This is a genomic window from Paenibacillus endoradicis (assembly GCF_024721975.1).
The window spans coordinates 256585-270303 of sequence record NZ_JANQBB010000002.1; the positions used below are offsets into that span (position 1 = coordinate 256585).

At 37.9% G+C, this 13719-nt stretch carries 6 protein-coding genes; 2 read left to right on the forward strand and 4 right to left on the reverse strand.

Going from position 1 to position 13719, the window contains the following annotated elements:
* Positions 1-60: 60 nt before the first annotated feature.
* Positions 61-7713 carry a type I pullulanase gene (gene pulA, locus NV377_RS07410; RefSeq protein WP_258200563.1) on the reverse strand — a complete coding sequence of 2551 codons (7653 nt, stop codon included), beginning with the start codon at positions 7711-7713 and terminating at the stop codon, positions 61-63.
* A gap of 361 nt (positions 7714-8074) precedes the next feature.
* Entirely contained in the window at positions 8075-8935 is an 861-nt protein-coding gene (locus tag NV377_RS07415) for a helix-turn-helix domain-containing protein (protein WP_258200564.1), read from the reverse strand.
* Positions 8936-9097: 162 nt separating this feature from the next.
* On the opposite strand from NV377_RS07415, the gene NV377_RS07420 reads away from it, so the two are divergent.
* Together NV377_RS07420 and NV377_RS07425 are read left to right on the forward strand one after the other, a co-directional pair.
* On the forward strand, positions 9098-9895 hold the full coding sequence (locus tag NV377_RS07420) for a sugar phosphate isomerase/epimerase family protein (RefSeq protein ID WP_258200565.1): 798 nt from the start codon (positions 9098-9100) through the stop codon (positions 9893-9895).
* Positions 9896-9993: 98 nt separating this feature from the next.
* Positions 9994-11082: a Gfo/Idh/MocA family protein gene (locus tag NV377_RS07425; RefSeq protein WP_258200566.1), complete on the forward strand. Its 1089-nt coding sequence runs from the start codon at positions 9994-9996 to the stop codon at positions 11080-11082.
* Positions 11083-11256: 174 nt separating this feature from the next.
* Here NV377_RS07425 and NV377_RS07430 read toward each other — a convergent pair whose 3' ends face one another.
* Positions 11257-12609 carry an LLM class flavin-dependent oxidoreductase gene (locus NV377_RS07430; protein WP_258200567.1) on the reverse strand — a complete coding sequence of 451 codons (1353 nt, stop codon included), beginning with the start codon at positions 12607-12609 and terminating at the stop codon, positions 11257-11259.
* A gap of 63 nt (positions 12610-12672) precedes the next feature.
* Positions 12673-13704 carry an ABC transporter substrate-binding protein gene (locus tag NV377_RS07435; protein WP_258200568.1) on the reverse strand — a complete coding sequence of 344 codons (1032 nt, stop codon included), beginning with the start codon at positions 13702-13704 and terminating at the stop codon, positions 12673-12675.
* Between the last annotated feature and the right edge of the window lie 15 nt (positions 13705-13719).

The following is a 13719-nucleotide window of genomic DNA, read 5'->3' on the forward strand; positions in this document are numbered from 1 at the left end:
GTTCGTAGCTACATTTGCATGTAACTGCGAACCCTTCAACTAATTAGATGAACTATTTAATTACTGTTGCTCATCCAGAAGTAGTAACACCTTAACTGCTTCAGCACGTGTAAGTAAGCCCTTCGGATCAAAATTATTGTGACCTTTGCCTTCTATTATCCCAGCTGCAGTCGCTTTCTCAATCGCTTCGATCGCCCATTGAGCGATACTTGCTTCATCAGCAAACGTTGTAGCCGTTCCATCTTCTAATTCGTGCCCTAGCTTAAATTCAAATGCTCGAACGATTAATGTTGCCATTTCTTCTCTAGTGATCGTTCCATTCGGGACAAATTGTGTATCTGATCGACCATTTACTAGACCTGCCGCATAAGCAGCATTAATCGATTTACTGTACCACCGATCGGAACCGACATCACTAAATGGTGATGCAGAACCATCTTCAAGATTTAATACTCTAGTTAATATTGTAGTAAATTCTGCTCTTGTAATATTACCTTTAGGTGAGAATGTATCCTCTGTTGTGCCTAATATGATTTGCATTGCCGCTGCACGTTTAATGAGATCATATGCCCAGAATGATGTCGGTACATCATTAAACTGTTTATTGTAGTTCAACAACACATAATCACCACTCGTATGAACGGTTGCTACATACTGACCATTAACTAAAGACGTTGGCACATAACTTAAAGATCCATCTTCATTAATACGATAGATACCTAGCCATTGCTCTGCACTCTGCTTAGGTGCTTTGAAGGATAGATTCACCCCTTGCACAAAGTGATCAACAGGAACTGCATTCCCTTGAGTATTTTTACCTTTTACCGAGAAGCTAATCGTAGCACTCTGACGTTCCAGGTTCACGTGATGTTGCTCACCATAGTTATTAATTGTAGTATCCTGTGCATTATCAACTTTTTTTACTGTAATCGTAATTGATGTTAGACCTTGCTTTTGTAGCTCTTGTAATTGCTCTGCTGACAATAATATAGTAGCATCACCTGATGTGATAACTAGTGGTAGATTGGCAAGTGCCAGATCAAATTCCACTTCTGTAGCATCAGCTGGCAAGCTAACAACATATTGCCCATTGACAACATGATCACTATTGACAATTACTTTCGTTGATTCAACGCCATTATTATTATTGTTACCCGTACTGTTAGTTGGAGCATTTTCAGCTAATAAAATAGTACCTCCAGCTGAACGTGCTGGTAAAGGTAACGTTACTTTGTGATCTTTACTTACCGTATACTTCACGCCGCTGTACAACTCAGTTAGCTTCGTGCCAACAGCTGCAGTCACTGTAAAGCTGAGCTCTTTCTCAACATTTGTCGTATTCAAACCTACATACACTGCATTGCCTTTATAGCTACGCTTGAATACTACGTATTGATCCGAGTCCCCACCCGCTACTTTTGTACGATCACCTTTAGAGAATACTTTGGAATACTGTTCGCGAGCATTAAGTAGTTTCTGATAATGTGTTAGCATATCTGATCTTTCTTCAAGCTCATCCCAAGGCATATCATATCGATTTTCACCAAAGCGATTAGCATCAAAATCAGCGTTAAGCCCTGACATACCTAGCTCTTCACCATAGTAAATAACAGGCTGACCCTTTGAGGTAATTTGCAAAGCCGCAGCGACTTTCATCTTACCTTCGTCATTATCTGCATGAGCAATTAAGAAGCCATCCTCATCATGACTACTTAGGAATTGACCAAGTGTAGCCGTATTGCTGAGCTTTGCATTACGAGCTTGTAATGCAGTTTCGACTGCATCGATTTGTCCATCAATAAATCTGTCCGCTATATCGTTGAATCCAAAGTCTAACAAGGAATCCATTTGACCAGAACCCAAATATCCTCGTTGATCGTCAACAGATGCACCAAAAACTTCACCAATTAACTTAAATTCATTATCTACCTTAGTCAGCTCATTTTTGAACTGGCTCACTGTCGTTGAATCCACATGCTTAACCGTGTCTACACGATAGAAATCGATGGAATCTCCACGGTCTGTGCGTGCTTTATCAAGCCAATCTACTTGCCACTGAATGATTTGATTACGTACTGCTTCATCTTCAGTTCTTAGATCAGGTAGGAACGCAAGTTCACCGAGTATTTCATCACCTTCGATTGGAGAAGTTCTTATTAACCCATCGAACACGGCTTGCTCATTAGCAGTTGGATAGTTACTTGTTGCTATCGGCTCTTTTGTCGAGTCCATACCATAGCCCGTATGATTCAGCACGACGTCAACCATAATCTTCATGCCACGATCATGTGCTTTCTCAATAAGCTCTTTAAATGTATCCAAATCACCTAAATGTTCGTCGATCGCAGTAAAGTCTTTCGCCCAATAACCGTGATAACCATATTGTTGTAACCATGGCTGACCAAAACCTAAATTCCAGTCGATATTATCAACGATTGGTGTTACCCAAATTGTATTAATACCTAAATCTTCAAGATAATCTAACTTATCAATGACACCTTGGAAGTCACCACCATGATACGTTTCAAGATGCGATGTATCATAGTTTTCCCCATTAGGATCATTATTGCTACTATCCCCATCGTTGAAACGATCTGTCAACATAAAGTAAATGCGGGCTTCATCCCAATCAAAATCTTTACTTCCTACATTAGTACGAGCAACCACTTTTACAGTTGTAGTAAATTTGTGTTCTACATTATTAATATCTAAAATCGTGATTGGAATATTTTTTGTTCCTGCTTGGATACTATCGACAACTGAAAGCGATAATTCTTTCAATATCTTATCTACAGGTACTCGACTAGTTCCACCTAATGCTGTTAAATCCGCATAAATTCCATTAATTTGTTCAATTGAAGTTGCCGTTTCAACTTTCAATATCGCGTGCTGAGCGTAATTGAAAGAAGCTGGTGATACTGACGCTTGAGCCGAAACATGAACTACCTCATATTTGATTTTGGATATACCATCTACCGTATTTTTAGGATCAGATATCGTTGTCGTAACGTTATTAATCATTACATCAAACGTATACACATACTCGCCTTCAGTAATATCTTCAACCGTGTAATAATAGAACTCTCCAGCAGCATCATACTGCATTGTATAAACTTGACCAGCAAAGTTTAATTTCACACCTTGAATCGTATGATGTGTATTTTGACGATATAACTCATCATTGCGATAATAGAATGTTACGTCATCACCATTGATTACAGGTCCACTTACTTTAGCCGTTTGTGTAATTGCTGCTTGCCCGCTCGTTAACTGAACTTTAACAAAGGTCTCATCTAATTGAACATTTACAAAGCGATCCATATCCGGATCTTTCTCTACCCATGCACCTTTTTTCACGATAAAACCAACTTGTGTTACGTTTGGTGCAATTTCCACCTTAGCAATTGCTACATCATTAACAACTGTAAATTCGATTTGGTCGTTAACAACTCCCGTGTTCCACAACCATAAACTCCAATCTGTATAATCCTTATCAGGGCGAGTATATTCAAATTGGATATAGCGACGTTCGTAAGCTTTCACCTCTAGTGAATGCGTAGTAGAAACACTTCCAATTGTCGCTGTAATCGTCACGTTACCTGGTGCAATACCATTAACGATACCCGTTCCATCAACAATCGCAATTAGATCATTACTTGTTGTCCATTGGATGGGTTGATTCGTCATTACTTGATTGAATTGATCTTTCACAACTGCAGATAACTTCGTTGAGTAATCCGTGTATACAAATGTACCACCACTAAGCTTAATTGACGTTGGAACTAATGTAGCTACATTAAGCGTAACTGCTTTTTCTACGGTGCTTAATTTCGCTGTAATCGTTGTTACACCATTAGCATTTGCAATAATCTTGCCAGTAGCATCAATTGTTGCTACTGCTGCATTGGAAGACAACCAGTCTACAGTCTGACCTGACATCGTGCGACCATTCTGATCCTTCACTTGTGCTGTAGCAATAATTTGCTTACCTACTTCGATAGCTACCTTCGGCAATGTTACATTAATGCTTGTGGCTACTGATGTATAAGAAGACGCTTCATCATAAAGTACCATCATCGATAAACCAGCAACTACCACTTGACTTGTCGTCACCGTATCAATAACAGTTGTTCCAGCCTGCTTATTATCGACAACGACATTCCAACCATTAACAGCTACAGGTAAGTTCACTGCTGCGTCAGTTTTATTTCCGTTGTAAATAACGATAATATTTTTCCATTCATCATAATTTGCATTGTTTTTCAATTGATAGGCAACTACGCCATCTTTACTTTGAAGAACTTTAAGATTGTTATTAATATCGGCTTTTGTTGTCATCCGGAAAGCAGGATGTGCCTTACGTAATGCAATAAGACCGCTATAATAATCATTAACCTCAGTAAATCTGTCTTTATTACTCCAGTTAATTTGATTCACAGAATCTGGGCTGCGATAGCTGTTATGATCTCCGTATTTAGAACGAAGAAGTTCATCTCCTGCATGAATGAATGGTATGCCTTGCGACGTTAATACGATACCATTCGCAAGTAAAGAGCGTTTCACTGTCTCATCACTTAATACATCAGCTTCATTCACTTTAATATAAGGTTTCGCTGCTGCAACGGCGTCATCGATATTACCGCCACCGGCTAGCACACCATTCACAATATTAATCATGTTCATCTCACTGAATAAACCTTGAGTACGGGCTACCTTATCCCATAGATTCAAATTATCATGTGCGGTTACATAGTTAATTGTTTCTGAAGGGCTATTAGTAAAATCGTTGATAGCACCATTGATCCCATTCATAATGCCAGTGATAGATGATAATTCACCTGTTGCAAAACCTTTACTGTCTCCATCGCTATCTCCTTTAATGGCTGAACGGAAATTATCATTAAATACTGCAAAGTTAAGATCTTTCTGAGATCCCTTCAATGTCTGATCGCTACCTGCAAGTGGAGTGCTGCCACCCATCCAAGGCTCGCCATATACAAGAAGTGTAGGATCAACCTCGTTATGAAGCTCCTCAGTAATTTCAGCCATTGTAGTAGTATCGATAATACCCATTAGATCAAAGCGGAAACCGTCCACATTATACTCTTCTGCCCAATAACGAACAGAATCTTTAATAAATTTACGAACCATTGGTCGTTCTGTAGCAATCTCATTGCCTACACCAGAACCATTGGAGAACGTACCATCAATATTTGTACGATAGTAATAGCCTGGAACGACGTTATCGAATGGTCCATTGTCAATGTCATACGTATGATTGTATACAACATCCATTACAACTCTAATTCCTTTATCATGAAGCGCTTGAACCATTTGTTTGAATTCTGTAATTCTTATAGAAGGATCAGTTACATCAGTTGCATATGAGCCTTCCGGTACATTATAGTTTTGTGGATCATAGCCCCAGTTGAATTTCGAATCTGTAGAGTCAGGGTCATCTACTGTTAACTCATTCACCGTTTTGAAATCATAAGCAGGCATTAAATGAAGATGAGTAATACCTAGTTCAGCTAAATGATCCACACCAAGCTTATTACCAGCTTGATCAACTAGACCATCCTCAGTAAATGCTGCATATTTCCCTTTATTCTCATCACTAACACCTGAATCGTCAGCAATGGAGAAGTCACGTACATGTAGTTCATACAGAATAGCATCTGTCGGATTAATCATTGGTGGCTTAGTATCGTTATTCCAGTTACTAGGGTTCGTCGAATCTAAATTAAGAATCGCTGTTCTTCCACCATTAGCAGAAACTGCTTTGGCATAAGGATCAACGGCGTAATTGACCGTACCATCTGCAAATTCTACTTTATACATATAGTATTTTGCAGCAATAGTGTTCGGTTGGTTGATAGACCATAGACCATTGCTACCTTCCGTCATTAATAATTGTTGGTTACTATTTGTTTGATCGATTACATCACCTTCGGCATTGTAATCTCCTTCATTATTATATAGAGCTAAAGACACTTTTGTAGCAGTCGGTGCCCATACTTTGAATGTAAGGTCAGTCGTTCCGTAAGTTAACCCAAGATCAGTACCGTTGTAGAAAAATTTATTATCATCCAATATTTTTCTCATCGTTACTTTGGAGCTACTTAGTGCAGTATGATGAACCTCATACTCATCCTTTACATCAACGCTATTCGCTGCAGTAGTTAATTGATAAGACGTTGCACTTAGCTTCGTTGCAGTTGTTGGAACTACAACATCATCCGTCACATTATAGAGGCTGAAGTTAGCAACTTGATTAGCAGCTACTTCGTGTGTTGTCGTTACATTTATTTTCGTCAACGAATCTGCAAATGCCACTTTAACTCTAGCAGATACATCCGCATCTTCTGAGCGCGTGTAAACCGTTGGATCGCCTTGGATCATCCAGAGATCAACCGAACGCTGACCAGTTGTCATTTTTAGTAATCTCTCAACTTCTTGACTGTCCCAATTACCAGGTCTTGTGATCACTTTCAATTGATTATCGTATGCGGAAACTGTTGCTGTTGCAAAACCGTTAGCATCTACCCCTGTAAAAGGTACAGCAGTAGGTGGATATCCGTCACCCCATAACCACATATCCCAATCGAGTTGTTTGCCATCATATCTGAAATAGTGAATATTGTAAGTATTCAATGTCGTTGGATCTTGCTCAGTTCGGAATGTAACGTTTTGTGCGGTCGTTACACCTTCAATCGTACCAACAGGAATTGTCGCAGTATAAGAAGTGTTGTACGCTAAGCTATCTACTAGTTCAAACGTGATTGTATCCGTAGGAGTAGAAGCAGTAACATTTGTTTTAATGCCTGCAATACTAGGTAGTGAATCATCTAATATTGTAATATCTTGATTGAACTTGATCGATACTTCCTCAAGATCAATAGATACATCTATTGCATTGTTACTAGGCGTAGAAGAACAGATTGCGATTGGCGTCTGTCCAAAAGCAATTGTATGTTCATTAGAGTAAGTAGATTGGACATTTGGAGTAGCTGATTCGTTCCATGAAGCAGCAATGTGATTTGCCGGATCTTCTGGAATTACATCAAATGCACCATGCTCTGTAGCAGTATTACCACTAAGTACTGCAATTGCGGAAACGCTATCATATTCCGATAGACCAAGTAGAGCTAATGGAATTTTACCTTCGAATCCAGTGCTGACCTTCGCAGCAAAAGAACTACCTTTAAGATCATCCCATGAAGCTGCTAGTGGAGTATTGAAATCCGCTCCTGCATATATTGCTGCACCATCAATTTGGTCTTCCCCTATAATTCTATGAAGAACATGGAAGGTTGGGGCAATCGTTGTTCCTTCAAAATTATATTGGCCTCCCCAAGGTGCTGCTTTACTGTCACCAACATTGCCATCATTAACAGCAAGTGCAAGATCTAAGAAAAGTCCACCTTTCTCTGTCCCCCAATTCGCTAATTTCGTTCCATCAATCCAATAATATAAATAAGTGCTATCATTCGTTATTTTCAAATTATTAATTTGGAAATCATTATGCCCTTTTGTTTCAGAAGTACCTAGTGTTGTAAATGAATTCCAGTAAGAATCTTTGACACCATCAACGGCTACAATTCCACAACTTGCATCAGCGGAAACAGTTATCGGCAATGTCATTGGCCATAGCGTAATTAATAACGCCACGATTGTAAAAATAGAGATCCATCTCTTCTGTCTTTTTAACATCTCATGCCCTCCAATTTCTAATTTTCAGTCTTTTGTGCAAACGCTTGCACAAAAATGTGGCATAATTTGCACAAATCATTCAACATACCGTGCTTTTTAGCCTCATTTTCGGAAGTAATACATGTTGTTAATAAATTTTATGCAATCGTTTTCATAACATATGATATTGGAATAGTAATATATTGTCAATCACTTCATTGCCTATTATTTATTTATTTTTTTCACAAAAATGCTATATAAAATAAAAGAAACCAAGCAGAAAAAGACAAGAAATCATCTCTTTTACTTGGTAGCCTCAGCACTATTTAGCTCATTTGTCCAAAACTTAGTTTATATCCCCTTCATTCGATACTAAACAGATTCATAAATATTTATTAACTAAATTATTGGTAGAATGTTCTGTGCGGTACTGGCTGGGCGTAACACCTGTATACTTCTTAAATTGGTTATTAAACGTTCGAAGTGATTGAAATCCACATTCTTCAGAGATATTTAAGATACTCATTTCAGAAAATCTAGTCAAACAATCCATGGCGTATTGTATACGAATGCGTAACAAAAAATGATGTGGTGTTGTACCAGTAAACGATTGGAATTTTTCAAAAAATTTACTCTTTTTATAATCAGTGAAATTAATAACGGATTCTATATCTACATCTTCTTTAAAGTTTTGAAGTAAGTACTGAACCGAATAAACAATATCATTCATATCTTTAGATATTGTATTTTTATTGTTATGTAACTTAGCGTAATCATAGATTTGAATTAAGATTTCCAAAAGACATACAAATTGTATGGATTGATGTATATCTGTATTTCCTTCGATCGTGCTAAACGCTCGATCGAAGTTTTCTACTATAATTTGAGCTTGAGAAGATTCCGCAGGAATCAATGGTGATTTGAGCCACTCCGTATAAAAAGGAACTAATAATTTGAACCCTTCAGGGATCAAATTTGCTAATGTAGGCATAAATAAGAGCATCTTATGTGGTAACTTCTTGCCTACAACAGATACACCCCAGTGAGGCTCGAACGGTCTACAAACGAAAACGTCCCCTTTATTTCCAGTAATTAATTTTTCCCCGAATTGATAAGCTACTCCGTCTTCTATGATGAGTCCCACTTCTAAAATATCATGGATATGCGTATCATGATCCTCAAAAAGAAAATACCCTTCCTGAAACATTAAAGATTTACTTATTCTAATATCGTCAAAATACATCTGTATCCCTCAATTTATTAGATTTGATAATGTGTTATCAATAATTATATCATTCGTGGAAAATATGACTAGATTTTTACGTATAATGGCGAGAATTTCTTCACAGTGTTTGTTAAATTGAACGTGTTAGCACCAAAAAAATGATAAATCGGAGGGGTAGACATGATATACAAAGGATTTTCATCTAATTTGTGGGTTTGGTCAGAGCGATTTAGACGAGATGGAAGAGAATGGAATTTCGATGTTTGTATGGAAGAATGCCGAAAATCAGGTTTAACGGGAATTGAGCTAGACAGTAATCAACTACAAAATTTATCAAAGCAAGTATTAGCTGCGGATTTAGTTGTTTCAGCTAGTTATATTGGTTTACAACTACATGAGAGAGGCTTAACAGAGAAATTGAAAGATTTAATTCTACCTGTTGCGGAAACATTATCTGAATTAAAAGGTACCGATTTATTAGTTAATGCAGATACAGATTATCGTATTCAAGAGCCTTATAAAACAGATGATGACTTTAAACGACAAGGTGAACATTTAACATTAATTTCTGAATTGGTCCAACCATATGGAATTCGTACAGCCATGCATAATCATGCAGCATCATACGAACATTCAATTGGTGATTTGAAGGCGGTAACAGAATATTCTAGTGCCCAAGTGGGACTATGTGTAGATACAGGATGGGCACTTTCATCAGATTGTAATCCATTAGATTGGATAAAAAAATATCCTAAAAGAATTTATGGAGTGCATTTACGTAATCAATTTGGAAGTATTCCAACAGAAGATTTGTTAGAAGGGGATATTTCGATGTCTGAGATTGTGAATGAACTAAAAGCTTGCTCTTATAGTGGATGGTTATCATTGGAACTTTGGCATAGATCAGATGTTAAAGTTAATCGAAGTATGATAGAAAATTATCAACGTTCAATTAATTACTTGAAGACATTAATGTAGATGAGTCAAATATTCCACATTTTATTGGTTTTTTAGTTGAAAAATTCAAATATATTGGTATGTAGGACTAATTTTCGAATGTAGAAGGAGATTATAAAATGACAAAACGTATCTATATTGTTGGAGCTGGGGCTATAGCTAGTTTTCATGTTGAAGCAATCGAGCGTTATTATGAACAAAAAGAGAGGCCCATTGTAAAGATCACCGATGTAAATAAACAAGCTATGGATTCATTTATTAACAAATACAAGTGGGTAGTTCCTATAGATAATATTTTATCACTCTTGGAAGAAGATGCATTGGTAGATGATATCGTTATCGTGGCTACTCCCCCATTCACCCATGCAAACATTACATGTATGGCATTAGAATCAGGTCGTCATGTACTTTGTGAGAAGCCACTAGCCATGAATGATCATGAATCCGCAATGATTTTACAAACAGTTAAAAAGACAGGAAAATCGATTAGTTGTTGTAGTTCTAGATTCGTTGGGATGAGAATTACAAAAGAAGTAAAGCAGATATTAGATAATGGTGAGATTGGTGAGTTGTATCAAGTCAAATGGATTCAACGTAGAAAAAGAGCAAGATCAGGTATTGAATATCAACCTCAAAGTAAGTGGTTCCTTAATCCAACAATTAGTGGGGGCGGAACTCTAATGGATTGGGGGCCATATGATATGACAAGTTTAATTGAGATTCTCAATCCGATAAAAGTAGAAGTATTACATGCATGGATGACAACACCTTCAACTGATCATGAATTAGATACAGAAGAAAATGCTGAAGTAGAACAACATGTGGGGGCGACTTTAGTATTTACATTAGTTGATAGTAACCGAGTTGTTGTTCAATATGAGCGTGCTGCTTGTTGCCATGGAGAGGAAAGCAGTACTACACAAATTGAAGGTAGTCATGGGGCAGTGATTTGGGACTGGCCATTATTTAGTGGTGAAGGTAATCTCACTCGTTTTTATGATGAAAATGGGGAAACTAAATACGAAACTCGCAATATAACTAATGAAGAGCTAGGTATGATGGATAAACCAATTATCTATTTTATAGAGCAAGTAGCAGGGGAAAACCAATTAGCTGTCACAAATGAACAAGCTGTATTTAATTTTAATGTACTCCATGCAATTTATAAGTATATTCAAACAAAGGAAGTTCAAATAATTACATTGTAATGATAGAAAACCAGTTAAATTACTTAAGGTAGTACCGACTTTTTCCTTCAATAATGCTATGAAAAATAAAAACAACCAAGTAAAAGAGACTAAAATTCATCTCTTGTACTTGGTTGTTTTCCTTCTATATAACCAATCCATCCAAATCTCTATTTATATAAACGTTATTCTATACTAAATAGTTGTGGTCGCCAACGTATTTTTATATTGATTTATTGGTTTTTCAAGACCAAGATGTTCTCTTAACGTATCTCCTTCATATTCATAGCGGAATAAACCTCGCTGTTGAAGGATGGGAATTACTTTGTCTACGAATTCGTCTAATCCGCCTGGCAAATATGGTGGCATAATATTGAATCCGTCCGCAGCACGATTCTGAATCCACAACTCTAACTGATCAGCAATTTGCTCTGGCGTACCAACAATTTCACGATGCCCTCTCGCTCCCGCGATACGCGTATAGAGCTGTCGAATCGTTAGATTTTCGCGTGTGATTAGATCCTTTAGCAACTGGAAACGACTTTTTCCACCATTGATAGAATCTACCTCTGGCAATTGAGGAATTGGGTCATCGATCGAAAGCCCCGAAAGATCAATACTCAAAAAACTTGAAATATATTGAATACCTAGTTCTTCAGGAATTAAACTATCGAAATATTGTTTCCTCTGCAATGCTTCTTCTTCTGTATCTCCGATAATTGGAAATACTCCCGGCATAATTTTCAATTCATCTTCTTGGCGTCCGTATTTGCTCAATCTGCCCTTCACATCTTTATAGAAAGCCTGTGCTTCCTCAAGTGTTTGCCATGCAGTAAATATGACTTCTGCAGTTCTTGCAGCTAGTTCTTTGCCATCATCCGATGATCCTGCTTGCACAACTACAGGTTGCCCTTGTGGCGAACGCGGTATATTAAGCGGCCCCTTAACTTTAAACCATTGACCTTCATGGTTTATCGGATGAATTTTATTGCCTTCAGCATATATTCCTAATTGTTTGTTTGCAACAATCGCATCATCTTCCCAACTATCCCAAAGCTTTGTTACAACATCAACAAATTCTTCGGCACGTTCATAGCGGTTATGATGTAACAAATGCTGATCGAGATTGAAGTTCTGTGCCTCACTATCCCTACCAGAGGTTACTACATTCCAGCCAGCACGACCTTTGCTTAATAGATCAAGCGAGCCAAATTTGCGTGCTACATTAAAAGGTTCATTGTACGTCGTAGATACTGTCCCGATAAGACCAATTTTCGAGGTTACCGCAGAAACTGCAGACAACAGTGTAAATGGCTCAAAGCTAATGCCTACTCGTTGCGAGTCCTTTCCATTATGTTCATAACTGTATCCATCAGCAACAAATAGCGCATCAAACTTACCTCGTTCTGCCGTTAATGCTAATTCCTTGAGAAAATCAAAATTGAAAATTCCATCTGTATTTGCTTCCTTATGACGCCATGAAGCAACATGATGTCCCGGTATCATGAAAAATGCTCCTAATTTCATTTGCTTGATTTGCTTTGTCATTACAATCTCCCACTTTCTATCCGTTTATGGTCTATCTAGAATTTGTCCTTGTTCCCATTATGGTTAAGGAGCAGCAAACTCATTGAACTCATTCGTATATACATCGCTTGGCTTAATAGAACCTTCCTTCAAATCACCATTCTCTATGAGCCATGTTAACCACCGAGCGAAATCTTCTTCAGTTAGCAGCCCATGATCACTATCTATACTAGTAGATATAAAATATTGCACCGCGTTTGTATTCTCTTCACGTTGTCTATCATTAATAATCGTCGTGTACGTAGCAATAACTTCTTCTTTGGGTGTAACTTTGAGCCAATCAATAGCTCTTGCAACTCCTTGTGTAAAGTCGCGGACCACATCAGGATATTGATCAATAAAGGAATCTCGAAATACATAGCTACCAGCAGTGAATGTACCATACTGCTCATAATCACTCGCTATTTTCTTAACTCCACCATTGGCTATCATTAATTCTCGAATCATCCCACTAGTCATTATGGCATCGACCTGCTTCTGTCTTAACGACTGCTCCATATTAATAGGTGGAATAACAATGAGCGTTACCTCCTTAACCTGTGCATCCGTTAAACCTGCTGAGCGAAGAATATCTTTGATCGCGAATTCAGCATGTGCCCCTAGTGTATTTACAGCAATCGACTTTCCTACTAGTTGTTCAACCCCATCAATGGCTGAATCTTCAAGCACATAAATGCCCAAATGCTCTTTTTCATTCGTTCCATAGCTCCCAATAACGGAAGTTATCTTGGCTCCACTTCCGCGTAACTTCACAATGGCCCCGTTAAATGCACTACCAAAATCCGTCTGATTCGTAGCCGCAGCTTGAATATCTTGCGGCCCCCCATTAACATTACCAACCCATTGCAAAGAAATATTGTTGAAATATCCGAGATAGGTTGCTAGTTCTGGCAGAGTAACTCCACCTGTACTCCCTTGATATCTTAATATTGCCTTACCATCGTCATCACGTTGTAATGTCTCGCTTCCTTGTGCTTGCTTTCCGCAAGCGGATAAAAGAATCACTACTGTTATTACTAACAATAGGGCGTATATTATTCTCTTTCGTACTTTCATCTCTACTCCTCCATG

Excerpts from the sequence above, each read along its gene's own strand:
- pulA (WP_258200563.1), bottom strand. The coding sequence starts at position 7,713 with ATGTTAAAAAGACAGAAGAGATGGATCTCTATTTTTACAATCGTGGCG.
- NV377_RS07430 (WP_258200567.1), bottom strand. The coding sequence starts at position 12,609 with ATGACAAAGCAAATCAAGCAAATGAAATTAGGAGCATTTTTCATGATA.
- NV377_RS07425 (WP_258200566.1), top strand. The coding sequence starts at position 9,994 with ATGACAAAACGTATCTATATTGTTGGAGCTGGGGCTATAGCTAGTTTT.
- NV377_RS07415 (WP_258200564.1), bottom strand. The coding sequence starts at position 8,935 with ATGTATTTTGACGATATTAGAATAAGTAAATCTTTAATGTTTCAGGAA.
- NV377_RS07435 (WP_258200568.1), bottom strand. The coding sequence starts at position 13,704 with ATGAAAGTACGAAAGAGAATAATATACGCCCTATTGTTAGTAATAACA.
- NV377_RS07420 (WP_258200565.1), top strand. The coding sequence starts at position 9,098 with ATGATATACAAAGGATTTTCATCTAATTTGTGGGTTTGGTCAGAGCGA.